The 24,022-nt window shown below is 70.9% G+C and carries 25 protein-coding genes, 1 tRNA gene, 1 pseudogene and 1 riboswitch; of the genes and pseudogenes, 10 read left to right on the plus strand and 17 right to left on the minus strand.

The annotated features are described in order from the left end of the window. Window positions 1–222 precede the first annotated feature (222 nt). Window positions 223–2,322, minus strand: a complete 2,100-nt coding sequence (locus P2Q00_RS43940) for an asparagine synthase-related protein (protein ID WP_275780398.1) — start codon at window positions 2,320–2,322, stop codon at window positions 223–225. Window positions 2,323–3,005: 683 nt separating this feature from the next. Here P2Q00_RS43940 and P2Q00_RS43945 point away from each other — a divergent pair. From P2Q00_RS43945 to P2Q00_RS43960, 4 genes are all read left to right on the plus strand, one after another. Beyond that, window positions 3,006–4,430 (plus strand): NsdA family TPR-like regulatory protein, encoded by a 1,425-nt coding sequence (locus P2Q00_RS43945; RefSeq protein ID WP_275780399.1) that lies wholly within the window; start codon window positions 3,006–3,008, stop codon window positions 4,428–4,430. A 71-nt stretch (window positions 4,431–4,501) separates the two neighbouring features. Continuing rightward, window positions 4,502–5,722, plus strand: coding sequence for an L-2-hydroxyglutarate dehydrogenase (gene lhgD / locus P2Q00_RS43950; RefSeq protein ID WP_275780400.1), 1,221 nt, complete (start codon window positions 4,502–4,504; stop codon window positions 5,720–5,722). Window positions 5,723–5,878: 156 nt separating this feature from the next. Continuing rightward, window positions 5,879–6,718, plus strand: a complete 840-nt coding sequence (gene trmB, locus P2Q00_RS43955) for a tRNA (guanosine(46)-N7)-methyltransferase TrmB (protein ID WP_275780401.1) — start codon at window positions 5,879–5,881, stop codon at window positions 6,716–6,718. A 63-nt stretch (window positions 6,719–6,781) separates the two neighbouring features. Then, entirely contained in the window at window positions 6,782–8,125 is a 1,344-nt protein-coding gene (locus tag P2Q00_RS43960; protein WP_275780402.1) for a PrsW family intramembrane metalloprotease, read from the plus strand. A 12-nt stretch (window positions 8,126–8,137) separates the two neighbouring features. Here P2Q00_RS43960 and P2Q00_RS43965 read toward each other — a convergent pair whose 3' ends face one another. From P2Q00_RS43965 to P2Q00_RS43990, 6 genes are all read right to left on the minus strand, one after another. Continuing rightward, on the minus strand, window positions 8,138–9,082 hold the full coding sequence (locus tag P2Q00_RS43965) for an aldo/keto reductase (RefSeq protein ID WP_275780403.1): 945 nt from the start codon (window positions 9,080–9,082) through the stop codon (window positions 8,138–8,140). A 74-nt stretch (window positions 9,083–9,156) separates the two neighbouring features. Next, window positions 9,157–10,173: a M23 family metallopeptidase gene (locus P2Q00_RS43970; RefSeq protein WP_275780404.1), complete on the minus strand. Its 1,017-nt coding sequence runs from the start codon at window positions 10,171–10,173 to the stop codon at window positions 9,157–9,159. Window positions 10,174–10,184: 11 nt separating this feature from the next. Then, a riboswitch (cyclic di-AMP (ydaO/yuaA leader) is annotated at window positions 10,185–10,342 on the minus strand. Window positions 10,343–10,597: 255 nt separating this feature from the next. Beyond that, on the minus strand, window positions 10,598–11,680 hold the full coding sequence (locus tag P2Q00_RS43975) for a PP2C family protein-serine/threonine phosphatase (RefSeq protein WP_425579546.1): 1,083 nt from the start codon (window positions 11,678–11,680) through the stop codon (window positions 10,598–10,600). Between the two features lie 133 nt (window positions 11,681–11,813). Then, window positions 11,814–11,887 (minus strand) — tRNA-Met (locus P2Q00_RS43980). A 100-nt stretch (window positions 11,888–11,987) separates the two neighbouring features. Beyond that, the gene (locus tag P2Q00_RS43985; RefSeq protein WP_425579545.1) at window positions 11,988–13,214 is read right to left on the minus strand and encodes an alginate lyase family protein; all 1,227 of its coding nucleotides are present in this window, start codon (window positions 13,212–13,214) and stop codon (window positions 11,988–11,990) included. A gap of 211 nt (window positions 13,215–13,425) precedes the next feature. After that, window positions 13,426–14,556, minus strand: a complete 1,131-nt coding sequence (locus P2Q00_RS43990) for a dihydrofolate reductase family protein (protein WP_275780405.1) — start codon at window positions 14,554–14,556, stop codon at window positions 13,426–13,428. A gap of 67 nt (window positions 14,557–14,623) precedes the next feature. Here P2Q00_RS43990 and P2Q00_RS43995 point away from each other — a divergent pair, with 67 nt between their 5' ends. Both P2Q00_RS43995 and P2Q00_RS44000 read left to right on the plus strand, forming a co-directional pair. Beyond that, window positions 14,624–15,148, plus strand: coding sequence for a MarR family winged helix-turn-helix transcriptional regulator (locus P2Q00_RS43995; RefSeq protein WP_275780406.1), 525 nt, complete (start codon window positions 14,624–14,626; stop codon window positions 15,146–15,148). A 139-nt stretch (window positions 15,149–15,287) separates the two neighbouring features. Continuing rightward, on the plus strand, window positions 15,288–15,920 hold the full coding sequence (locus tag P2Q00_RS44000) for a GTP cyclohydrolase II (RefSeq protein ID WP_275780407.1): 633 nt from the start codon (window positions 15,288–15,290) through the stop codon (window positions 15,918–15,920). 138 nt (window positions 15,921–16,058) lie between these two features. On the opposite strand, the gene P2Q00_RS44005 is transcribed toward P2Q00_RS44000, so the two are convergent. The 4 genes from P2Q00_RS44005 to P2Q00_RS44020 all read right to left on the minus strand — a co-directional run bounded on the left by P2Q00_RS44005 (window position 16,059) and on the right by P2Q00_RS44020 (window position 18,677). Beyond that, window positions 16,059–17,213: a sensor histidine kinase gene (locus P2Q00_RS44005; protein ID WP_275780408.1), complete on the minus strand. Its 1,155-nt coding sequence runs from the start codon at window positions 17,211–17,213 to the stop codon at window positions 16,059–16,061. A gap of 63 nt (window positions 17,214–17,276) precedes the next feature. Next, window positions 17,277–17,468 carry a hypothetical protein gene (locus P2Q00_RS44010; protein WP_275780409.1) on the minus strand — a complete coding sequence of 64 codons (192 nt, stop codon included), beginning with the start codon at window positions 17,466–17,468 and terminating at the stop codon, window positions 17,277–17,279. 41 nt (window positions 17,469–17,509) lie between these two features. Next, window positions 17,510–18,040: an MFS transporter gene (locus P2Q00_RS44015; protein WP_275780410.1), complete on the minus strand. Its 531-nt coding sequence runs from the start codon at window positions 18,038–18,040 to the stop codon at window positions 17,510–17,512. 70 nt (window positions 18,041–18,110) lie between these two features. After that, a complete protein-coding gene (locus tag P2Q00_RS44020; protein ID WP_275780411.1) occupies window positions 18,111–18,677 on the minus strand; it encodes an NADPH-dependent FMN reductase in 567 nt (188 codons plus the stop codon). 199 nt (window positions 18,678–18,876) lie between these two features. Here P2Q00_RS44020 and P2Q00_RS44025 point away from each other — a divergent pair, with 199 nt between their 5' ends. Together P2Q00_RS44025 and P2Q00_RS44030 are read left to right on the plus strand one after the other, a co-directional pair. Then, window positions 18,877–19,428, plus strand: a complete 552-nt coding sequence (locus P2Q00_RS44025) for a TSCPD domain-containing protein (protein ID WP_275780413.1) — start codon at window positions 18,877–18,879, stop codon at window positions 19,426–19,428. 174 nt (window positions 19,429–19,602) lie between these two features. Further along, complete coding sequence (locus tag P2Q00_RS44030; RefSeq protein ID WP_275780415.1) at window positions 19,603–19,878, plus strand: hypothetical protein; 276 nt, start codon at window positions 19,603–19,605, stop codon at window positions 19,876–19,878. Between the two features lie 81 nt (window positions 19,879–19,959). Here P2Q00_RS44030 and P2Q00_RS44035 read toward each other — a convergent pair whose 3' ends face one another. The 4 genes from P2Q00_RS44035 to P2Q00_RS44050 form a co-directional block, all read right to left on the minus strand. Then, window positions 19,960–20,229: a hypothetical protein gene (locus P2Q00_RS44035; RefSeq protein WP_275780416.1), complete on the minus strand. Its 270-nt coding sequence runs from the start codon at window positions 20,227–20,229 to the stop codon at window positions 19,960–19,962. 149 nt (window positions 20,230–20,378) lie between these two features. Next, window positions 20,379–20,804 (minus strand): arsenate reductase ArsC, encoded by a 426-nt coding sequence (locus P2Q00_RS44040; RefSeq protein WP_275780417.1) that lies wholly within the window; start codon window positions 20,802–20,804, stop codon window positions 20,379–20,381. A gap of 29 nt (window positions 20,805–20,833) precedes the next feature. Further along, complete coding sequence (locus tag P2Q00_RS44045) at window positions 20,834–21,568, minus strand: aquaporin (RefSeq protein WP_275780418.1); 735 nt, start codon at window positions 21,566–21,568, stop codon at window positions 20,834–20,836. Further along, window positions 21,565–21,948 (minus strand): ArsR/SmtB family transcription factor, encoded by a 384-nt coding sequence (locus tag P2Q00_RS44050; RefSeq protein WP_275780419.1) that lies wholly within the window; start codon window positions 21,946–21,948, stop codon window positions 21,565–21,567. The genes P2Q00_RS44045 and P2Q00_RS44050 overlap by 4 nt, the downstream gene beginning before the upstream one ends. Window positions 21,949–22,081: 133 nt before the next feature. On the opposite strand from P2Q00_RS44050, the gene arsM reads away from it, so the two are divergent. Both arsM and P2Q00_RS44060 read left to right on the plus strand, forming a co-directional pair. After that, window positions 22,082–22,837, plus strand: coding sequence for an arsenite methyltransferase (gene arsM / locus P2Q00_RS44055; protein WP_275780420.1), 756 nt, complete (start codon window positions 22,082–22,084; stop codon window positions 22,835–22,837). 303 nt (window positions 22,838–23,140) lie between these two features. Continuing rightward, the gene (locus P2Q00_RS44060) at window positions 23,141–23,353 is read left to right on the plus strand and encodes a hypothetical protein (protein ID WP_275780421.1); all 213 of its coding nucleotides are present in this window, start codon (window positions 23,141–23,143) and stop codon (window positions 23,351–23,353) included. A gap of 46 nt (window positions 23,354–23,399) precedes the next feature. Here P2Q00_RS44060 and P2Q00_RS51035 read toward each other — a convergent pair. Together P2Q00_RS51035 and P2Q00_RS44065 are read right to left on the minus strand one after the other, a co-directional pair. Next, window positions 23,400–23,519, minus strand: a pseudogene (locus P2Q00_RS51035) (hypothetical protein); the annotation flags it as partial. Window positions 23,520–23,640: 121 nt separating this feature from the next. Beyond that, entirely contained in the window at window positions 23,641–23,790 is a 150-nt protein-coding gene (locus tag P2Q00_RS44065; protein WP_275780422.1) for a hypothetical protein, read from the minus strand. Window positions 23,791–24,022 lie beyond the last annotated feature (232 nt).

Below are 24,022 nucleotides of genomic sequence, written 5' to 3' on the forward strand. Positions count from 1 at the left end.
GGCACGGTGTTTTGTGGCGGTGAGTGTTTCGCCCCCGCCGCCCCTACCCGTCCCGTCCCCAGGGGCGCTGCCCCTTCGACCCCGCCAGGGGGCTCCGCCCCCTGGACCCCCGATCGGCCCTTAAGGGGCCTCGTCCTCAAACGCCGGACGGGCTGAAATACGCCGGGAGCCTCTGCCCCCCCCACACCGGACGGGCTGAAATGCGCAGAGCGCCCACGCCCCTCACCCAACCCCCGCTCCCCCGCCAGAAGCCAACGCCCCCCTCCGTGGCGTGATCCCCGCAGGCACCGCCCGCTGGCGCGCGGGTGTGCCCGTCCAGCACGTCCCCCGGCGTGCAAGCAGGCGGCGTAGCCACAGCTCCAGGGAGACCAGGTCTGCCAGGCCGTCGAGGGGGAGGGGTTCGCCTGCGGCTGCTGCGCGTAGGGCCTTGCGGACCACTCTGGCCTCCACCAGGCCCGCCTCCGCCAGCAGCGGGGTGCCGAAGAGGGCCATCAGGGAGTCTGCGGCCACCCTCAGGCCCGTTCGGGCCGCTACCGCTGCCGAGGCGTGGGAAGGGGCGCCCCAGCCGGGTGGGAGGTCGCTCACGCCGGCGCCCTCCAGGACGGTGCGGAGGATGGCGGCACGCGCGCCCGGCTGGACGCGCAGGGCTTCGGGGAGGGCGCGGCAGGCGCGGACCACCTGGTTGTCGAGGAACGGCGCGTGCAGGCGTTGGGAGCGGATCTCGGCTGCTTGTTCCAGGATGCGCAAGTCTGCTGCTTGGCGGGCGAGGGCTGCACGTGCGCGGTAGTCGCCGGGGCGTTGGCCCGGGCCCACACCCGAGCGGGTCGTCGACGCCTGTAGGCGAACCGATACTTCAGCTAGGGCCTCACCGGTCAGCCAGCGCGCCGCCGGGCCCGGTCTCGCCCAGGTGAGGGCGGCCAGGGAGGCACCGACGGCGCCGCCGGGTTCGTCGAAACGGCGCTGCAGAAGGCGTTCGGCGAGCAGTTCGAGGCCCGCCCGGTACGGGGTGCGCGCCAGACGGCGGGCCGCGCCGTACACGCGCGCGGGGACCATCACCGAGCCGTCCGCCTTCGCGAGTGCCGCGACGGGGCGGACCAGGTGGCGGCGTTTGCGGTCCATCAGGAGGTCGGCCAGGCGGGCCGGGTGTGCGTCCAGGACCTGGCGGGCGCCGTAGCCCGTGAAGTGGTCCGCGCTGCCCGATGCCAGCCGTGTCCTGTGCCTTGCCGCCGTGACCAGGGACTGGCCCGGCTCGTCCGTCAGGGGGCCGTCCAGTTCTGCGTACGGGAGGGCCTCCTCGCCGCCGGTCACCACCACGTGGTGCAGGCGGGGGTTGGCGGCAAGGGATCCTGCCCGCTCCAGTTCCGCCTCCCGGCCGCCGACCGCCAGGTCGTTGAAGGTGACCGCCAGGAGGCGCTCGCCCGTGCCCGTGCCGTGGCCGAGGACCGTGCCCGGCATGCCCGGCAGGCCGGCGGCGAGCAGGGCGAGCGTTCCGGACGCCGGGCCGCCCGAGAGGTCCGCGCCGATGCCTGCCACCGGCATCCCGCGCGCGGCGCGGCGCTCCGCCGGGCCCATGCCGGGAACGGGACCCGGGTCCATGTCGGCTCCCGGGACATGCCTCGGTGCCGACAAACGCGCGCGTACCGCCTCCACCAGCGCGTCGCGCACCGCGTCGACCGCGCTGTCCGGGTCGGCCGAGGGCGCCGCCACCGCGAGGGAGGCGACATGCTCGTAACCGACGATCTCGCGCGCCCCAGCGCGCAGGATCAGCGCATGCCCCGGCGGAATGCGCCGTACGCCGTCGTAGGGCGTGGAGTCGTGCAGGGCGGCCGGTACGTCGGGGGCGGCGAGAAGCGCGGCGAGGTGGCCGAAGTCGAGATTGGCCTCGATGAGGTCGGCGAGGGGGAGGGCCGCCGTCGCGTAGGCCGTGCCGCCCGCCCAGGGGGTGTAGAACACCGGCCGAGCGCCCGCGAGATCGCCGCACACGGTGACACGGCGGCCCACCTGGACCACGGCCGTGTAGCTGCCCGGCCAGGCGGTCAGATGGCGCAGTGCGCCCCCGCGCGCGGCGAACAGACCCACCCGCAGTTCCTCGTCCGACGCCCCGCATGTGCCCAGGACGGCGATCCGGGTCCGGGCGTCGGCCTTCACCACCCGCACCTCGTCGGGGCGCCAGTCGCCGACCGCCCAGAGCGGATCGGGGTCGCCCCACAGGAGTTGGGAGCCCACCGGGTGCACGGTCTCGCCGTCCTGTCCGGTGGCCCCCGCGGAACCGATCTCCAAAGCCCCCGCGGCGGTGCTGCTCCACCCCACCAACCACCGCATCGACGCCTCCACAGGCTGTGGACAACCAGTGCACCGTACGAACTGGTTCACCATGCTGCCATGAAGGGCGCACGCCGGAGGGGCGGTGGAGCTGCTTACGATCGCCGGAGGGCACCTTGGCGCTCAGCCGCCCGGCGAGACGAACACCCGTACCCTGCAAGGCGACTGCGACGCGAATGCGCCCCCGAAACGCTCCCCGAAAACACCCTTCGCGCCCTCAAGTCCCATGGTGGGAGGGGTAATTGCTCGGGGAATACGGGGTCGATTTTCAGCCAAATCGGTGATGGCGGGGCAGCGTTGAACACGCTCCGTACAGGCTCTGAGCATCGCATCAGGCATGCGCAGCCCGGGAGACGGAGTTCGCCCCCCGGGCCCGTCCGCCGCCCGCGGGGATGAAGGCGGCGGTGTCCCCCAGCCCGCTGGATCCAGTACAGCAGGCCGACCCACGCACCATCCATGGAAGCGCTCCCCCAATGGCCGGAGAAGAGCGCACGGACGGGCGCACGGCCACACAGCGGGAGCACGGCGCAACTGCGCGTATCGGACCCGTACTTGAGTACGGACCACAATCCCGCCATCCGGAACAATGCCCCTTAACGCTTGGGATGCGGCGAACTACGCTGGGTTTACGAATGCCGCGTGGTTATGCCAGCGCGGCAGCCGTCTGTGTCGAGGGGTGGCGCATGTCCAGGGAGCAACGCGGGCCGAACGAAAAACTCGGCGCCGTTCTCGCCCTCGCGGGAATCAGCAACGCAGGACTCGCGCGACGCGTCAACGATCTTGGCGCTCAACGCGGGTTGACTCTTCGCTACGACAAGACCTCGGTGGCGCGCTGGGTGTCGAAGGGCATGGTGCCGCAGGGCGCTGCCCCGCACCTCATCGCCGCCGCGATCGGCCAGAAGCTCGGCCGCCCGGTGCCGCTCCACGAGATCGGCCTGGCGGACGCGGATCCCGCACCCGAAGTGGGCCTCGCCTTCCCCAGGGACGTAGGACAGGCGGTGAAGTCGGCGACGGAGCTCTACCGTCTCGACCTCGCCGGGCGCCGGGCCGGCTCCGGCGGCATCTGGCAGTCGCTGGCCGGATCATTCGCAGTAAGCGCATACGCAACGCCCGCCTCACGATGGCTGATAACACCGGCCGACAGCTCGGTCGCGCGCGAGGCGAACTCCGCCGAGGGCTCGGGCGCACCGCTCAAAGTCGGCCACAGCGATGTGCAGAAGCTGCGGGAGGCCGCCGAGGACGCCCGGCGCTGGGACTCCAAGTACGGCGGAGGCGACTGGCGTTCGTCGATGGTGCCCGAGTGCTTAAGGGTGGAGGCGGCACCGCTGCTGCTCGGCGCGTACTCGGACGAAGTCGGGCGCGCCCTGTTCGGGGCGAGCGCCGAACTGACCCGGCTCGCGGGCTGGATGGCCTTCGACACCGGGCAGCAGGAGGCCGCGCAGAGGTACTACATCCAGGCGCTGCGCCTCGCGCGCGCCGCGGCCGATGTGCCCCTCGGGGGGTACGTCCTGGCCTCCATGTCGCTGCAGGCGACCTATCGCGGCTTCGGTGACGAGGGCGTCGATCTCGCGCAGGCCGCCCTTGAGCGCAACCGGGGGCTGGCGACCGCCCGCACCATGAGCTTCTTCAGACTCGTCGAGGCACGCGCGCACGCGCGCGCCGGTGACGCACAGGCGGCGGGCGCTGCACTGCGCGCCGCCGAAGGCTGGCTGGAGCGGGCCCGCGACGGGGACAATGACCCGTCCTGGCTCGGTTTCTACTCCTACGACCGCTTTGCCGCGGATGCCGCGGAGTGCTATCGCGATCTGAAGGCGCCGCGTCAGGTACGGCGGTTCACGGAGCAGGCACTGTCGAAGCCGACGGAGGAGTTCGTGCGCTCGCACGGGCTGCGGCTGGTCGTCTCGGCGGTCGCCGAGCTCGAGTCGGGCAATCTCGATGCGGCGTGCGAGCAGGGCGTGCGGGCGGTGGAGGTCGCGGGGCGCATTTCGTCTGCGCGCACCACCGAGTACGTGAAGGATCTTCTGCACCGGCTGGAGCCGTATGGGGACGAGCCGCGGGTGGTGGAGTTGCGGGAGCGGGCCCGTCCTTTGTTGATGGCTCCGGCGTGACCGTCGGGAACATGTCCGCGTCAGGCGTTTGAAGTGGTTGTCAGTGGCGCAGTGCACTATCTAAGCGGGAGGTGGTGCAGGTGCGGCCGGGGATCGCTTACGACTGTGATGTGCTGGTGATCGGGGGTGGGATCGTCGGGCTGTCCACGGCGTTCGCGATCACGCGTGCGGCGCCGGGGACCCGGGTGATCGTGCTGGAGAAGGAGCCGGGACCGGCCCGGCACCAGACGGGGCGCAACAGCGGGGTGATCCACAGCGGGATCTACTACCGCCCCGGGTCCCTGAAGGCGCGGTACGCGGTGCGGGGCGCCGCCGAGATGGTGAAGTTCTGCGCGGAGTACGGGATCGCGCACGCCGTCACCGGCAAGCTGATCGTCGCGACCGAGAAGGACGAGCTGCCGCGGCTGCACGCGCTCGTGCAGCGCGGCCGGGAGAACGGGATTCCGGTACGGGAGCTGGGCGGCGCCCAGATCGCGGAGTACGAGCCGGAGGTGCGCGGGCTCGCGGCCATACACGTCGGGACGACCGGGGTGTGCGACTTCGTGGGGGTCGCCCGGCAGCTGGCCGAGGCCTCGGGGGCGGAGATCCGGTACGGGGCGCGGGTCGAGCGGATCGACCGGCGGCCGGAGCTCGGGGTCGCCGTACGGACGACGAGCGGTGACATCGTCCGCGCGCGCGTGCTGGTGAACTGCGCCGGCCTGTACTGCGACGAGGTGGCCTGGCTGACCGGGGACGACCCCGAGATGCGGATCGTGCCGTTCCGCGGCGAGTACTACGAGCTGGCCCGCCCCGACCTGGTGCACGGGCTGGTGTATCCGGTGCCGGACCCGGCGTTTCCGTTCCTCGGCGTGCACCTCACGCGCGGGATCGACGGGGGCGTGCACATCGGGCCGAATGCGGTGCCGGCGCTGGCGCGGGAGGGGTACGGCTGGGGTGTCGTACGGCCGCGGGAGGTGGCGCGCACGCTGGCCTGGCCGGGAGCGTGGCGGATGGCCCGGCGGCACTGGCGGTACGGGGCGGGTGAGCTGCGGCGGTCGGTGTCCAAGGGGGCGTTCACGGGGGCGGTGCGGAGGCTGTTGCCGGCGGTGACGGCGGACGACCTGGTGCCTACGGCTGCCGGGGTGCGGGCGCAGGCGGTGCTGCGGGACGGGTCGCTGGTGGACGACTTTCTGATCAAGGAGGGGGCGCGGGCGGTGCATGTGCTGAATGCGCCCTCGCCTGCGGCGACTGCTTCGCTGCCGATCGGGAGGGAGGTGGCGAAGCGGGCGCTGGCGATGCTGGGGGCGGTGTGAGGCGGGCCCGGCGTCGGGTTTTCTCGCCCCCGCCGCCCCTTCCCGTCCCGTCCCTGGGGGCTGCGCCCCCAGACCCCCGCTTCGGCCCGAAGGGCCTCGTCCTCAAACGCCGGACGGGCTGGTTGTCCCGCCGTCCCCGTTAAAATCGACCCCACTGTGTCTGACTCCCTCAACGCCCCCGAAGCCCCACACCCCGGCGAGCACATCCCCGGTGTGTCCGTCCGGCACACCCGCGCCAAGGGTGAGCCCCGGTTCCCGGACGGGCCGAAGGCCGATCCCGCCGGGTCGCACTTCGAGCGGCGGATCCGGAGTTTTCAGCCGCGGCGGAGTCGGGTGACCGCCGGGCAGGCCGATGCGTTGCAGCGGCTGTGGCCCAAGTGGGGGCTGGACATCGACGGGCAGCGGGCCATCGACCTCGGCGAGCTGTTCGGGAACGGCAGCCGCGTCGTGCTGGAGATCGGGTTCGGGATGGGTGAGGCCACCGCGCAGATGGCCGCCGCGGACCCGGACACGAACATCCTCGCCGTGGACGTGCACACCCCGGGGCAGGGAAATCTGCTCAACCTCGCCGACCAGAACGGGTTGTCCAACGTCCGGGTGGCCAACGGCGACGCGATCATCCTGCTGCGCGAGATGCTCGCCCCGGACTCGCTGGACGGGCTGCGCGTGTACTTCCCCGACCCCTGGCCCAAGAAGCGGCACCACAAGCGGCGGCTGATCCAGCCGGAGTTCCTCGACCTCGCCGCGGCCCGCATCAGGCCCGGCGGCATCGTGCACTGCGCGACCGACTGGGAGCCGTACGCCGAACAGATGCTCGATGTGCTGACGGCGCACCCGGAGTTCGAGAACACAGAGACAGAGGGCGGTTTTGCGCCCCGTCCGGACTTCCGGCCGCTGACCCGTTTCGAGGGCCAGGGACTGGACAAAGGACATGTCGTGAACGACCTGCTCTTCCGTCGCGTACAGCACCACAACCAGCTCCCCACCGGCGCCTGAAGCCCCAGCGGGCAGTGCGACACACCGTCGCGGGCGGCGCCTTCGCTCGTTAGGGTCAATGCCGTGGCCACCTTTCCCCCGTACCCGACGCACCCGCCACACCCCGGCGGCACGGCCGGCGGTGCGCTCGGGCACGCTCACTGGTGGCAGCGCAGATCGGTGCGGTACGGCGCGCTCTGCACCCTGCTCGCGCTCTCGGGGCTCGTCATCCTGGCCCTGGTGCGCGAACAGACCGGCACCGAAGGGTTCCTGGTCGGGCTCGGGCTGGCGGTGCTGCCCGTGCCGCTTCTCATAGCCGCCTTCCGCTGGCTCGACCGCGTCGCCCCCGGCCCCTGGCGCAACCTGCTGTTCGGCTTCGCCTGGGGAGCCTGCGCGGCGGCCCTGATAGCGATCGTCGCCAACAGCTTCGCCACGAAGTGGATAGCGACGGCGACCGCCGACCCGTCCAGCGCGGACACCCTCGGCGCGACCGTCATAGCGCCGATCGTCGAGGAGTCCGCAAAAGCGGCAGCCGTGCTACTCGTCTTCCTGTTCCGCAGACGGGACTTCACCGGGATCGTCGACGGGGTGGTGATAGCCGGGGTCACCGCCACCGGCTTCGCATTCACCGAGAACATCCTCTACCTGGGCACCGCCTTCGGCACCGACCAGCTCACCGGCGACCGCGGCATCGCCTCCGTCACCGCCGCGACGTTCTTCGTGCGCATCGTCATGTCCCCGTTCGCGCACCCCCTCTTCACCGTCCTGACCGGCATCGGCTTCGGCATCGCCGCGCTCTCCGCGGAACGCCAGCACCTGCGGCGGGTCCTCGTCCCGCTCTCCGGCCTGCTGCTCGCGATGAGCATGCACGCGATCTGGAACGGCTCCTCGACCTTCGGCGAGTACGGGTTCTTCGCCGTGTACGCCGTCTTCATGCTCCCCGCGTTCGCCCTGCTGACCTGGCTCGTCATCTGGACCCGCCAGCGCGAACTGCGCACCGTGCGCGAGGAACTGCCCGCCTACGCCGTGGCCGGCTGGCTCACCCCCGCCGAGCCCTACGCCCTCGGCTCGATGCGGGCACGCCGGCTGGCCCGCGAACACGCCGCCCACCACCTCGGCAAGCCTGCCGCACGGGCGGTCGCCCAGTACGAGGCGTACGCGACCTCCCTGGCCTTCCTGCGGCACCGGGGGCGCCGTGGCCGCGCCGGCGCCGACTTCGTCGTAAGGGAGCGGGAGTTGCTGCACGAGCTGTGGCGGCGCCGGGAGGTGGCGCGCCCGGCGCTGGACTACGCGGCGCGGGTCACGGCGCCGCCGGTACCGGTGGCGGCGCCGCCCTGGCCGGTGTACGGGGTGTACGGGAACCCGGCGATGCCGAATCCCGCGTACAACCCGATGCCTAACCCCGCGTACAACCCGTACCAGTCGTAGGCCCTCAAGGGGTCAGGCCGACGCCTCCGTCAGGCGCGCGACCTCGGCGTCGGTGAGCGTCAGCTCCCCCACCGCCAGCAGCGCCGGCAGCTGCTCCACCGTCCGCGCGGACGCGATCGGGGCGGCGACCGTCGGCCGGCCCGCGAGCCAGGCCAGGGCGACGGTGGCGACCGGGGCGTCGTGGGACCTGGCGATCTCGTCGAGGGCGGTGAGGACCCGCTGCCCCCGCTCGGACTCCAGATGCTTGGCGGCGCCGCCCGCGCGCGGGCTGTCGACCGTCGTACCGGGCCGGTACTTGCCGGTGAGGAAGCCGGAGGCGAGGGCGTAGTACGGGACGGCGGCCAGGCCGTAGCGGGCGGCCAGGTCCTGGAGCTCGCCCTCGTAGGTGTCGCGCGAGACCAGGTTGTAGTGGGGCTGCAGGGCCACGTACTTGGCCAGGCCCTCGCGGTCGGAGAACTCCAGGGACGCACGGAGCCGGTCGGGCGAGATGTTGGACGCGGCGATGTGCCGCACCTTGCCCGCCTTCACCAGCTCGTCGAGCGCGCCGATGATCTCCTCGACCGGCACCTCGGGCTTGTCGAAGTGGGTGTAGTAGAGGTCGATGTGGTCGGTGTCGAGGCGGCGCAGGGAGGCGTCGGCGGCGGCCTTGATGTTGGCGGCGGAGAGGCCCGGGAAGTCGGGGTGCTGACTGACCTTCGTGGCGATCACGATGTCGTCGCGGTTGCCGCGCGCCTTGACCCACTTGCCGATGATCGTCTCGGACTCGCCGCCCTTGTTGCCGGGGACCCAGGCCGAGTAGCCGTCGGCGGTGTCGACGAAGTTGCCGCCGGCGGCCGCGTAGGCGTCGAGGACGGCGAAGGACGTGGCCTCGTCGGCGGTCCAGCCGAAGACGTTGCCGCCGAGGGAGAGCGGGAAGACCTCTAGGCCGGAGGAACCGAGCTTGCGAAGGGAAGTCATGTACTACGTCAACGGGCGTGCCGGAGCACTCCATTCCGGCACGCCCGCAAAGATCACGTAAATGACGCAGGCTCTCAGGGGTTGAGGCCCTTGCTGCGCAGCCACGGCGCCGGGTCGATGCCGGTGGCCTGGCCGCCGGGGTGGACCTCCAGGTGCAGGTGCGGCCCGGTCACGTTGCCGGTGGCTCCGATGCGGCCGATGACGTCACCGGTGCTGACCTTCTGGCCGACGCTCACGCTGATCGACGACTGGTGGCAGAACCACAGCTCGGTGCCGTCGTCGAGAGTGAGGATCGTGCGGTAGCCGTACGCACCCGCCCAGCCGGCCTCGGTGATCGTCCCGCTGTGGATGGCCTTGATGAGCGTGCCCGTGGGGGCGGCGAAGTCGAGGCCCGTGTGGTAGCCGGAGGACCACATGGAGCCGGCCTGTCCGAAGGTGCCGGTGATCGTGTACGACACGACCGGCAGCTTGAACTGCTTGGCCAGCTCGGCGAGCTTCGCGGCCTCGGCCGCCTTCTTGACCGCCGCCTCCGCCTTCTGCTTCGCGGCGGCGGCCTTGGCAGCGGCCTCCTGCTCCGCCTTGGCGGCGGCGGTGTCGACCTGCTTGGCGAAGGCCGTCTCGGTGGCCGCCTGGCTCTTGCTGTCGATCTGGACCTGCTGCGACTCGGCCTGCGCCATGATGCGGTCGCGCAGCGCCTCACCGGCGCCCTTGGCGCCCTGAGCGGTGTTCTCGGAGGTCGTGGCGACATCGCTGAGCGCGGTCGGGGAGCCCTTCGGGGCGTCCGAGGAGCCGCCGAACACCGAGGGCAGATCGGGCATGGAGATCGACACCGGCGGCTTGCCGGTGTTGGCGCTGGCCATGCCGCCCGCGCCGACGGCGGCTATGACACCGACGCCCAGGACCGTGGAGCTGCGGGCGAGTCCCCCGCCGCGCTGCTTGGCCACACGGTGCCGGCCGCGTATCGGGCGGAGGGAGTCCTCGGTGGGGTTCCACTCCTCCCACGGGCCCTCGTCGGTGCGGGGGCCGGCGAAGCCGAAGGGCTCGGTGCTCGGCACGAACGGGGCTGCCGGGGCAGGCGGGTTGGACGCCACGTGGGCGTGCTCCTTTCCTTCCTTCTCGCCTACCGGGTTAGCTGACGGGTTCGGAGCAGGAAGGTCTCCTACGCGCGTATACCTGCCGTGGGTCCACGGCGGTATCAGCGCGATTCACCCCAGGGTGGTGGTTCCCCGGTTCCCTTGCGGGATTCGGCGCGTGCGCACGGAGCCGCCTCTTGTGACGGCTGGGACGACCGCGCTGCGTTATCGAACGTTAATAGACCCGGGGTGCCGATTCCAAGGTGTTCCCCTTGATCATTAACCTTTCTGGCCAGGACGTACGGGCCATGAACGGCGAAAATCGGGCGAGTTGACCCCGCCTCAGGATCCTCACAGGTATTGACGGTATGTCAGTTGTTATGCGGAGGGGGGTCGCCCGATCACACCTGGTCACATCCGGCCACAGCCACTCAGTGCCGTCTCAAGGCCGTCTTACGGCGAGCAGCGCCATGTCGTCCGTCGCGGCGTCCCCGGTGTACCTGCGCACCTCCTGCGCGAGGGCGGCGAGCAGCGCGGCGGGGTCGGGGAAGACCCGGCCGGCGAGCCGGTCCGCGGGCTCGAAGAACCGCCCGAGCTCGTCCCGCGCCTCGGACAGCCCGTCGGTGTACAGCAGCAGCGTGGTGCCGCTGCGGAACTCGGTCTCCTCCGCGCGGTCGGGCCAGCTCCCCAAATCGGCCATGCCGAGCGGCAGCGCGGGCTCGCGGGCGTGCAGGGTGCGCACGGCGCCGTCCGGGCACAGCAGCAGCGGAGGCGGGTGGCCGCGGGTGACCATCCGTACGATGCCGGAGCCGTGCGGGAGCTCCACGAGCACGGCGGTCGTGAACCCCTCGAACAGCTCGATCCCCGCCCGCCGCGCCGCCTCGCGCGCCAGCGCCCGGTCCAGCCGCTGCGCGACCGCCTCCAGCGTGGCCTCCTGCTCGGCGGCCTCGCGGAAGGCCCCGATGACGACGGCGACGGCGGCCACCGCCCCCATCCCCTTTCCGCGTACGTCGCCCACGACCAGCCGTACGCCGTGCGGGCTGTCCTGCACGGCATAGAGGTCGCCGCCGATGGATGCGTCCGCCTGCGCCGCCTCGTACCGTGCCGCGATGGCGAACCCTCCGATCCGCTCGGCGGGTTCGGGCAGCACGGCCCGCTGGGCGGCCTCGGCGATCTCGCGCTGCGAGGCGAGCTCCTCGCGGCCGCGGCGGACGAGGACGTTGATGAGGACGGCCAGGACGGCGACCGTCAGCACGGTCGCGAGCTCGGTGATCCCGGCCACGCTGAAGGCGATGCCGAGCTGGATGTGGATGGCGAGGACGACGAGGACGGACCCGAGGCCGGTGAGAATCGTGCCGCGGCGCGAGTAGAGCGGGGCGGCGATCAGGGGCGCGGCGGTGAAGAGCGGGGCCGCGGTGAACTCCGACGGGGTGAGGTAGTCGTAGAACGCCCCGACCACGAGCAGCAGCGCCGGGAGCATGCGGACGACGGTGCGCGCGTACGAGATCGGCCCCTCCTGGTCCACGGGTCCAGGTTTCCGGCACCCGGAGCCGGCGGCGAGCCGTGAAGTCCGATCGAGGGAAACGCTCGGGGCCGGAGTACGGGGAAAACACTCAGGGCCGGAGTCCAGTGACTGGACTCCGGCCCTGAGCCTTGAGTAGCGGGGACAGGATTTGAACCTGCGACCTCTGGGTTATGAGCCCAGCGAGCTACCGAGCTGCTCCACCCCGCGTCGTTGTGTAACCAGCATACGCCATCCGCGGGACCACCAGCACCAAGGTTTACGTCCGCCCCCGTTCACCTGTGTTTTCCGGGGTCCGTAAGGCCTCCCGTCACGCGGCCGGGTTGTCCGCGTGGGTGAGGGTCTCCCAGGAGACGAAGAGGTCGTCGGTGCCGGCCGGGCGCGTCTGCTGGACCAGCTTGTGGGCGGCCGGGACGGGGGTGCCGAGCCGGTTCTCCAGGTGGTTGAGGGCGACCTCCAGGTCGGGCCCCATGTTTCCGACGACCCTGCCGCCGCACAGCCACGACGGGGGCTTCTGGCCCATCTCGTAGCGGGCGTGGAAGTCGAGGGCCGCCTTCAGCCGGTCCTTGATGTCGTCGTACACGTCGACGCCCTGGTGCCAGGCGGTCTCGGCGATGTGCGCGGTCGCGGCGAGGGAGTAGCCGACATGCTTGAAGTTGCGGCAGGTCTCCTGCGCGATCCCGTCCTCGAACTTGGTCTCCTTGAACCAGTACGACTCCAGCTTCTTCACGGTGTTGGCGGTGGACCCGGCCGGGGTGAGCGGCACGTCGCCGTCCTTGCGCAGATAGAAGTAGTCGGGCACCAGACCGCGGAAGCGCGTGACGGCGGCGTCGAAGGCCTTGTGGTCGTCGGTGAAGACGGCGATCCCGATGGCGGCGTCGGTCATCGCGAGGTCCCAGTTGCCGTTGTAGTCGGGGAGGTTCCTGGTGACTTCGGGGAGGTAGACGGTGCGCAGCATGGTCGCGAACCGCCGCACGCGGTCGGCGGGCCAGCCGGCGCCCGGTGCGTACCGCACGATCTCCCCGGCCCGCGCCCAGGTCGACCCGGCCCACGAGGACTGCAGCTGGGCGTCCTGCGCAGTGTGCCGCTTCAGCTTCGCCGACCAGCCGTCCATGATCTCCCGGGCCTTGACGGCATGCTGGTGCTGACCGGTGACGCTGTACAGCAGGGCCTGCGTATAGGCGGCGATGGCGTCCTGCCGCTCCTCGAGACAGCCCTGCGCGCCCTTGCCGCCCCAGGGGCAGTTGACGGTCGCGTACGGCTGGGGCACGTACTTGTACGACCCGTACTTGCTGTCCCGCATGTCGAGGAACGCCTGCAGCCAGGGCTGCTTGCCCGCGATGACGTTCTTCCGTACGACGTCCAGCTGGGCCTTGCTGACGAGCACGCCGGGGTGTGTGAACGGTGTACCCGGGGGCAGCGCCCTCGCCATGGTGCGGGTGCCCGGGTCGGTGGTGCCGCAGGAGGCGACGAGCGCCGTCAGCAGCAGGGCGAGGAGGACTGACGCCGCACGTCTGGGGACTGACCTCACTGGCACTACCTCCGCGATCGCCTCCGGCCGTTCACTGGAAGCGTGGCCCTTCGGGGATTACGCCGCAGGATCTGTTGGGCCGATTGGACGGTGGGCGGTGGTGTGGTGGGCGTCTGCTGGGGGCTGCCTTCTTTGGGACGGGTGCTTCGGCCCTTGAGGGGCCTCGTCCTCAAACGCCGGACGGGCTGAAAGACAAATGCCGACCGGCAGTGAAAGGTCACCCCGCCAAGTGATCGTTCGGTGCCTTTGCCCGTTCCGCGTACTCCTCCAGTACGACCACCTCGACCCCCTGCGCCGCCAGCAAGCCGCTCCCGTCCGCACCCGCCACGAACGTGTCCGGCTCCCGCCAGGCCGTGACCACCCGTCGTACGCCCGCGTCGAGGATCAGGCGTGCGCACGGCTTGGGGCGGGAGGCTCGGTGGGCGCAGGGTTCCAGGCTGCTGTAGACCGTCGCCGTCGCCAGCCTCGGGTCGGTCGGGGCGAGCTTGGCCAGGGCCGCCTCCTCGGCGTGGACGACCGGGTCGCCGCCCTCGCGCGAATGGCCGCGGGCGAGTTCCGTGCCGTCGGCGGCGACGATCACCGCGCCCACGCTGAAAGCGGTGCGGGAGGGCGGGCACCGGTCCGCGAGGTCGCAGGCCAGGGCCAGCCAGTGGTGGTCGGCGGCGGAGGGGAGCGGGCCGGTGCCGGGGGCCGTGGGCTCGTAGCGCATGAGGACCACGTCCTCGATCCGGCGGGTTTCGGTCAGACGCAGTCGGCCGCCCTGGTAGGCGCCGGGGCCGAAGAGGCGGGGGGCGTCCGGGTCGCCCACGAAGAGGGGGGCGAGGACGAGTTGGAGTTCGTCGGCGAGACCCTGCTGGAGCAGCTGCGTGTGGATTGTGCCGCCGCCCTCGACCATCAGGCGCCGCACACCGCGCACGTCGTGCAGGTGCTCCAGGAGGCGGCGCCAGTCGAGGTCGGGGCCGAGCGGGACGATGTCGGCGGCGAGGCCGAGGGTCCCTGCCCGTTCGGCGCCCTTGTCGGTCGTACAGACGAGTTTTTCGCCGCCCGTGTGCCAGAAGTTGGCGTCCGGGTCCAAGTCGCCGGAGCCGCTGACGGTGACCTTGAGCGGGTACTCCGGCTTCCCGGCCTGGGCCCGCGCGGCCCGGCGCTCGGGCGAGTTGACCAGCAGCCGCGGGTTGTCGGCGCGGATCGTGCCGGCGCCGATCAGGATCGCGTCGACGGAGGCGCGGACCTCGTCCACGCGGTCGAAGTCCGCCGGGCTGGAGAGCAGGAGGCGCTCGGGGCCGGTGTCGTCGAGGTAGCCGTCGAGGGAGACGGCGGCGGACAGCAGGACGTAGGGGTACGGCATCGGACGCGTTCCCTCTCGGCGACGGGCGGGGCTTGGTTCAAGTTTGAAACAAACCTACACTGGGGGCATGACGACTCGCTGGCTCACCCCCGAGGAGCAGCGTGCCTGGCGCGCGTACATCGCCGCGGCGCACCTCCTGGAGGACGCGCTCGACCGGCAGCTCCAGCAGGACGCCGGCATGCCGCACCTGTACTACTCCATCCTCGCCAATCTCTCCGAGGTACCGGAGCGGCGGCTGCGGATGACCGATCTCGCCGAGCGGACGAAGATCACCCGGAGCCGGCTGACGTACGCCGTGACCAGGCTGGAGAAGGACGGGCTGATCCGGCGTGAGAACTGCAAGTGGGACAAGCGCAGCAGCTTCGCCGCCCTCACCGACGAGGGGATGGCGGTGCTGGAGCGGACGGCACCGGGGCACGTCGAGACGGTACGGCACTTTCTGTTCGACCGGCTCAACGAGGAGCAGGTGGGGCAGTTGGAGGAGATCTTCACGGCGGTCGCCCGGACGCTGGAGGAGGACGAGGCGCGGGTCGCTTCGGACGATGTCCCCTGGCGGCGGCGATCCTCCTCGCCCTGTTCGTCGGCCGAATGAGCCGCATGTGAGCTGCGTGTGAGCTGCGTCGCAATTCAGCCGCTATTCAGTTGCTTCAAATTTAAAGCATGAGGTAGGGTCACAGGCCATGGATCTGCTTCAAAACTGAAGCAGATACGCACGGACCCCGGAGACCCGCATGCCCGACTTCCCCGCCGCCACCCAGCGCTCCCGCGTCCGGGTGCCGCTGCGCTTCCAGGACGGCTACAGCGTCGACGCCGAACTGGTCACCTTCCACGGCCTGACCGACGGCCAGGAACACGTGGCCGTCGTCCTGGGCGACCCGGCCCCCGGTACAACGCCTCTGGTCCGGCTGCATTCCGAGTGCCTGACCGGTGACGTGTTCGGCTCGGCCCGCTGCGACTGCGGTCCGCAGCTGCGGGAGGCGGTCGAGCGGATCGCGGATCGCGGCGGTGTGCTGCTCTACCTCCGCCAGGAGGGCCGCGGCATCGGCCTCTACAACAAGCTGGACGCGTACGCCCTCCAGGACCAGGGCCTCGACACCTACGAGGCGAACGCGGCCCTGGGCCTACCCGAGGACGACCGCGACTACACGGCCGCCGCGCAGATGCTCCGGGCCCTGGGCATCGACACCGTGGACCTGCTGTCCAACAACCCCGACAAGGCCGGCCAGCTCCGCGACCTGGGCATCGACGTCCACGACCGCGTCCCGACCGGCGTCTTCACCACCGCCCACAACGTCCGCTACCTGCGCGCGAAGGTCCTGCAGACGCAGCACACGCTGCCGCTGGCGGAGCTGCACGCGGGTTGATCGCGGGTTGATGCAGGTTGACCACCGAGTCGGCGTCGGCTGCTAAAAAGACAACAAAATTGCTGACAATTTAATCCTGGCCGCCTTACGTTCGAAGCGGCGGCGTCCGGTCTTCCCGTCTGTCTGTACCGGGCGCCGTCACCACACGCACGGCAGCATCACGTCGATCACCGTCGGCCCGCCGGCCGGGCTGGACAGCTCCACGGTCCCGTCGAGCGCAGCGACCCGCCGTCGCATGCCCAGCAGCCCCGAGCCGCTCGTCTCGTCGGCGCCGCCGGGCCCCTCGTCGGCCACCCGCACGCGGAGGCCGCGTTTCAGCCGGGTGAGCCGGACGGATGCCCGCAGTGAGCCGCTGTACTTGGCGGCGTTGGTCAGCGCCTCCGCCACCACGAAGTAGGCGGCAGCCTCCACCGCGGCGGGCGCCCGCGGCCCGTCGTCCTCCAGGCGGTCCACATCCAGCGTCACCTGCAGTCCGCTGCTCGCGGCCAGCGCCCTTACGGCGCCGACCAGGCCGCGGTCGGTCAGGATCGGCGGGTGGATGCCGCGGACCACATTGCGCAGGTCGGTCAGCGCCTGCTCGGCCTGCGCCTGGGCTTCGTCCAGCAGCTTGCGGGCGGTCTCCGGATCCCGCTCGTAGGCCCGCTTGGCGAGCCCGATCCGCATGGACAGGGCGACCAGATTGGCCTGCGCACCGTCGTGCAGATCGCGTTCGATACGGCGCAGTTCGGCGCCGTGCGCGGCGATCGCGTCGGCACGGGTCGCGGCCAACTCCTCGACGCGGGCGGCCAGTTGGGCCTTCGGGGACGGCTTGAGCAGGGCGGTCGACCAGTCGGCCTCCAGGTCCGCGATCCGCACGATCAGCGGCAGGACGAGGGGCGTACGGCGCAGCAGCCCGCACCACACGCCGTCGACGACCAGGCCGAGCGGCCACAGCGGCAGCGCGAGGGCGAGCAGGGCGCCGTAGAAATAGTCGGCGACCATCCAGCGCAGGTCGGTGAAGGTGCCGGGGTCGCGTACGGCCGTGCGGATCCGCTCGCGGACCGTCCCGGTCAGGGGCTGGTACGCCTCGGGGATGCGCTGCCCGGTCCACGCGGTCGTCATCCTCCGCTTGGCGCCCGCGATCCGGCGGATGATCAGCACCGTCTCGGGCAGCATCCAGGCGCCGACCACCGCCAGCGTGGCGACGGCGGTGATGATCAGAACCGTGATGAATATCCAGAGGCAGAACGCCATCGCCGCGGCCAGGACGAGATGGACCGTGGCCCGCCACGCCTGCCGCACCGTTTTCCACATGCCGCCACGCTAAGCGAAGCGGGCGCTGCGGCGCGGTGTAGCGGGCTACACCATCTGCGCCGGTCAGGCGCAGGTCAGAGGGGTGTCACCCGCCCTCTGTGGAAGGCCTCGGCGCAGCCGCCGTATCTCGCTGCGCAGCAGGAACGGCAGACCGATGACGTTGACCAGGCCGCCGGCCACCGAACCCACGGGAAGGGTGCACAGGTTGACCGTAGGGCTGCCGGCGCCGGCTCTCTCGACGAGGGCCCGGCTCACCGCGGCGCCGAGTACCGCGGCCGGCGCGTCGGCCGGGTCTGCTACGGCGGACTCGGGCGCCCTGATGGTGAGCAGGCTGGTCGCCGAGGCGAGGAAACTGGCGGCGTTGGCGGCGACTGCAAGTGCCGGTTCCAGCAGTTGGGTGACCGCGCCGCCGACGGCGGGACCACCGGCCGGGCCACGGCGGCCGACATCTGCAGCCGTGCATTGCCCGGGGCGAGCAGGTCGCGGCCGACCAGGCGGGGGTGGGGGTACCCGACGTCGAACACGACCGCGCTCACGCTCGCCGACGCCGCGACGGCGTACAGGTGCCACAGGTCGAGCCGCTGGGCGAGCGCGAGGGCCGCGAACAGCGCCGGTCGGGTCAGATCGGCCGCGATCATGAACGGTCGGCAGCGCACCCGGTCGATGACCGCGCCGACGAGCAGACCCAGCAGGGGAAACGCGATCGTGGCCATGGCGCGCAGTACGCCGACCTGCGGGCCGCCGGCGTGCAGCGTCAGGGCGGCCAGGCTGGGCAGGGCGAAGAGGGGATCTGATCGCCGACCAGGCTGACACTCCGGCCGAGCCACATCCCGCGGAAGTCCCGCCGCTCCGCGCGCTGTTCCGAGGCGATGCGACCTCCCCTCCCCTCCTCACGGCTCACTCAGGCGTAGCCGCCCGATCCGCCAACAGCCCCAGCACCTCGCCGAGTTGGCGACGTACCCCGGGCTCGGCCACTATCCCGTCGGCGCCGACCATGTCCCGCCCCACCGCAATCCTCACGCAGGCCGGCTCCACGATGTCGGCGCCGGTGTAGCCGAGCACCGTCCGCAGCGTGGCCTCCGCACCCTGTCCCCGCCCCGGCGCGGCCGCGTTGACCCAGGCCACCGGCTTGTCGCAGATCTCGGTGCCGCCGACCGTCCAGTCGAGCAGATTCTTGAACGACCCCGGCAGGGTCCCCGCATACTCCGGAGTGCAGACCAGCACCCCTGCCGCCCCCTCGATCGCCGCCCGCAGCCCGGCCACGGAAGGCGGCAACGGGTCCGTGTCGTCATCGGGGTTGAAGTGCGGAAGGCCCGCCAGTCCGTCGTACAGAACCGCCTCCACTGCCACCGCCGGCGCCACGGCCTGGGCGGTGCGCAACACGGCCTCGTTGGTGGAGCCGGCCCGCAGACTCCCGGACAGCAACAGGATCACCGGCAATGTGGAGGTCGAGGTGGCAGCCATCCGTCCAACTTACTGCGGACCGGCCTCCCTTCCGGCGTGCCACGGTTGGTTCCCCGCTCTCCCACCCTTATCTTCAACCCCAACATGTTGTGGTCACCGGCGAGTTGACTACCACAGATTGTGTACAAGGGTGCGCTCTGCCGGAATTCGACCATGCATGTCCAGGGTGGCCACAGATCGACGAGGAGTGAGGGCATTCATGACTGAACGGTTCAGGGACGGTACGACACGGGCGGCGCACGAGGAGCGGGCGGCGGCGCGGCCTGCCGTACCGCGCCCCGCGAGGCGCATGCTGTCGACGACCCGGTCGTTCATCGTCGGCGAGGGCAAGGGGTATCTCACGGTCGCGCGCACCCCCGAAGGCCGCGTCGCCGGGGTGATGGTCCGGATGGCCAAGCAGGGCTCCACGCTCGCGGGCATGATGGACGCCTTCTCTTCGACCGTCACCCGGGGCCTCCAGCACGGCGTCCCGCTCGAAATCCTCGTGGCCGACTACATCGGCACCCGCTTCGAACCCTCCGGCCTCACCAACGACCCGGACATCAAGCAGGCGGGCTCCGTCATGGACTACGTCGGCCGCCGCCTCGCCCTCGACCACCTGCCCTACGAGATCCGGGCCGGCCTCAACATCCTCACGGCCGAGGAGCGCTCCGCGAAGCAGACCCTCGACGGTGTCGGCGACGCCGTATGGACCGACCTCGTGGGCCTGTCCATGTCGGCACCGGTCGTGGGGCGACCGCGCCGCGGCTGAGGCCACTCGAAGACAAGCTGGAAGACCGGCTCGAAGACCGGCTCGAAGACCGGCCCGGAAACCGACACGGCGCGCGGACAAGCCCAAGATCCCAAATGACTACTATAAGTGCATATATTGTCACAATACGTAGTCAAGCCAGGGCGCCCTGCCCGGGTAAGAAAGGGTCTAACCATGCGCAAGTTTCAGCGCGTTGCCGTCGTAGCCGCAGCGATCGCGGGCCTGTCCGCCCTCGGCGGCGGTGTCAGCTTCGCCCACGACCACGACGACCACGGGCGCGACGACGACGGCGTCACCGCTTTGGCCAACTCACAGTCCAACGCCGTGGCCTACGACGACGACAGCCACAGCGGGCGCCACGGCAGCCCCGATGCGGCCCCGGCCATCACGCCGACGAACGGCTTCGACCTCGGCAACATCACCACCACCACTCCGGCACCCAGCAAGTAACGAAGCCCCACCCAGCGGGCCGCGGCCACAACCGCGGCCCGCCGGGCTGACCGCCCCGCAGGGCACAACGCAAACCTTCGATTACTTGCCGACGCCGTTGTTGCAGCCCATGTCCGAGCCCATGGGAGTGCTCTGTGCGCCCGAGTTGCCCTCGCCGTTGAGCGCGTTGCCCAACAGGCCGTCGATCAGCCCGACCTGGCCGAGGACGGTGATGTTCAGGTCGTGCGACCTGCAGGTGCTGCTCTGCTGGATGCCGAAGCCACCACCGTCGGCGTGGGCGGCGCCGCCGCTCAGAAGCCCGACGCTCCCGAGGGCAACGGCCAGGACGGCAGCCTTGCGAAGCTTGTGCATGTCATCTCCGGTGGAGTGAAGTGAATGCGACCTGTGCCAGAGCAACTGACAGGTCAACCCCTTGCCGGAACGGGACATTAATGCGAAATACCCCAAAACGGACGGCAGCGCGCCAGGTTTCGTGATCTCGCACGCGATCGGGCTCAGGCTCAGGCCGATGCCGCCGAAATGCCGAGCTCGGACAGCAGACCGCGCACCCTCCGCTCGATCTCGTCCCGGATGGGCCGCACTGCGGCAACCCCCTGGCCGGCCGGATCTTCGAGTTGCCAGTCCAGGTACCGCTTGCCGGGAAAGACCGGGCAGGTGTCCCCGCAGCCCATCGTGATCACGACGTCAGAGGACTGTACGGCTTCGGTGGTGAGGATCTTCGGCGTCTCGGCGGATACGTCGATCCCCACCTCCGACATGGCCTCGACCACCGCCGGGTTGACCTCGTCGGCGGGCGCGGAGCCAGCCGACCGGACCTCGACCCGGTCACCGGCAAGGCGGGCGAGGAAGGCGGCGCCCATCTGAGACCGGCCGGCGTTGTGGACGCAGACGAACAGCACGGACGGACGCGGGGCGGCAGTGCTCATGGCAGGTGTCCTTGCGGGTGGAGTGGCGGTCAGGAGGAGGCGAGTTCGGGCTCGCCGTGCGGGACGACGACGTCGTCCGTCGTACGGGCCGGGCGTCCGTATACGACTGCCACGGCGGCCAACCCGAGTACGGCGCCGAGCAGTTGGGCCCCGACGAACGGGGCCACGGAGGCGGGCGCGATCCCGGCGAAGGTGTCGGTGAAGGCACGGCCGACGGTGACGGCGGGATTCGCGAAGGAGGTGGAGGAGGTGAACCAGTAGGCGGCGCCGATGTAGGAGGCCACGGCCATCGGGGCCAGGGAGGCGCGGCCGACACGCTCCAGGCCGAGGACAAGCATGATGAGCCCGCCCGTCGCGACGACCTCGCCCAGCCACAAGTGCCCGGCGAACCGGTCGTGCGTGGAGAAGGTCACCAGCGGCTCGGCGAACATCGCATCGGCCAGCACCGCGCCGCCGATTGCCCCGGCCACCTGCGCGGCAACGTACGCGACGACTTCCCGCAGGCTCGGCCCGGCGCCACCGCGACGGCCGTTGAACCACACGGCCAGGGTGACTGCGGGGTTGAAGTGCGCGCCGGAGACCGGCCCGAGCAGCGTGATCAGCACCGCCAGGCCGAAGACGGTGGCCAGCGAGTTGGCCAGCAACTGCACGCCGACGTCGTGCGACAGCCCGGTCGCCTGGATGCCGGACCCCACGACCACGGCCACCAGCAGCCCGGTTCCCACCGCCTCGGCGGCGACCCGGCGGCCGAGGGACGCCGTCACGCCGTCACCCCGGCGGCCTGCGGAGTCGTAAGGAACCCGGCAAGGCTGTCCAGGACGCCGGGCAGCACCCAGTAGTACACCCACGTCCCCCGTCGCTCGCAGTCGATCAGCCCGGCCTGCCGCAGCAGCTTGAGGTGATGGGAGATCGTCGGCTGGGACAGCGCGAAGGCCGGCGTCAGCTCACAGACACAGACCTCACCGCCCTGCCCGCCCTCCCCCCGCGAGGCGATCATCGACAGCAGGCGCAGCCGCACGGGATCGCCCAGCGCCTTGAAGACCTTCGCCAGCTCCGCGGCACGTCCGTCGTCCAGCGGCGCGGAGGCCAGGCCCGGGCAGCAGGCGGCGTCCTGGTCGATCACCTCAAGCTCTTGTTTCGACATATCTCTATGTTGACGTTCATCGATCCAGGGCGCAAGCTTGCATCAACAAACTTCAATACAAGCACGTACGAGCAACACCAAGCCCAGGAGATCCAGGAGATCCAGGAGATCCAAGCGATCCAGGAGTGAAGTGATGAGCGAACAGTCCACCGATCTGCGCGAAACCGTCCGTCGGCGGTACGCCGCAGCAGCCACCCAGGTCACCGAGGGCGGGACCGCCTGTTGCGGCCCCGAGCCCGTCGAAGCCGACGAAAACTTCGGCTCCACCCTCTACGCCGCCGACGAGCGCGCCGCCCTGCCCGCCGAAGCGGTCGCCGCCTCCCTCGGCTGCGGCAACCCCACCGCCGTGGCCGAACTCCGCGAGGGCGAACGCGTCCTGGACCTCGGCTCCGGCGGCGGCATCGACGTCCTGCTCTCCGCCCGCCGCGTCGGCCCCGGCGGAAAGGCGTACGGCCTGGACATGACCGACGAGATGCTCGCCCTTGCCCTCGCCAATGCCGAGCAGGCGGGCGCCGCCAACGTGGAGTTCCTCAAGGGCACCATCGAGGCGATCCCGCTCCCCGCGGACACCATCGACGTCGTCATCTCCAACTGCGTGATCAACCTGTCCGTCGACAAGCCCGCCGTCTTCGCCGAGACCTTCCGCGTCCTCAGGCCCGGCGGCCGCATCGGCGTCTCGGACATCGTCGCCGACGACACCCTCACCCCCGAACAGCGCGCGGAACGCGGCGACTACGCCGGCTGCATCGCAGGCGCACTGTCCCTCACCGAGTACCGCACCGGCCTGGCAGCCGCCGGCTTCACCGACATCGAGATCACCCCGACCCACCCGGTCGCGGACGGCATGCACTCCGCCATCATCCGCGCCACCAAGCCCACAACCCGCTAGCACCCGAAAACGAGCCAGCGCCCGACCCGACCGAAGCCGACCCGAGCGCTGCACAGCAGGTCAAAAGGGGCTGTCCCCCGCCTGCAACCCGTAGGCCCTGTGGGACTCGAACCCACAACCAATGGATTAAAAGTCCTGGCCAAAGCTTGTCGGGTGGTTCCGGACGCTTCATGGGTGTCCGGAACCACCAGGTCAGGACAGGTTCACGATGGCTCGCGGTCCACGCCAGGACAGCCCCTGCCACACCGTCCGCTCACGCATCGCGCACGCATGGAGCCCTTACCTGGGAGGGCATAGCTGCAGGTGATCCGGCTCCACTACGAGCTGGGCTCGTGCGGCCAGTCAGTGCAACAGCAGACCCAGGGCTTCGGCGGCGCCGACGATGTACGGCTCGGGGAGCTTGAATCGCCACAGCAGGGCGAGGAGGGCTATGGCGACGGTGGCGATGAGTGCGCCGGTGGCGCCGCCGACGAGGTAGCCGATGAGGCGGCGGTGATGACGACCGGCCGGGGGTGATCAACCCCATCACCACGGCGTCCAGGAACCGTGCCTGGGTCAGCCAGTGGTGCTGGGCGACCACGCCGTCGCGCAGCAGGGGGACGATGGCCAGGCCGGAGCCGAAGACCAGGCGCCTCTGGAGGAAGAACAGGCCGATGGAGACCAGCGCCCCGCCGAAGGCCATGGTGCCGAGGGCGGTGGAGGCCAGTAGCCAGGCAGCGAAGCCTTGCGTGGACGTGCCCTTGGCGAGGTCGGGAGTACGACGGCGTGGCAGGTGCAGGCGCCGGCGGGCGTCGGGGGCGACATCAGCAGGCCGGCGCCGACGCTGAGGTGATCGGTTCCCTTCCGGCGAGGGCGGTGACGGAGAAGACCACCACGCTGATGGCCCAGGCCCGCCAGTCCCTGCCGTCAGTGAGACGGACCAGTTTGCAGGCGGCGATGGTGACGATCGCCATGACTGCGGGGCGATGCCGTAGAAGAGTGCCTGCACCGCGTTGAGGCCCGCGTAGGGGGCGTAGACGGCGGTGACCATGTTCGTTTTCCGCGGCCTGCGGGGCGCGTTCGATCCGGTGTCCTCGTTCGGCCCGGCGCCCGTCACCGGGACGGCCTGGCCCGCCATGAGCCACTCGTCGGCTGCCTCACCGAGTACTGCCGACTGCGTGAGCTGGCCTTGTACCGCGTGTTCAC

It is taken from the genome of Streptomyces coacervatus (assembly GCF_029223485.1).
Taxonomy (GTDB): domain Bacteria; phylum Actinomycetota; class Actinomycetes; order Streptomycetales; family Streptomycetaceae; genus Streptomyces; species Streptomyces coacervatus.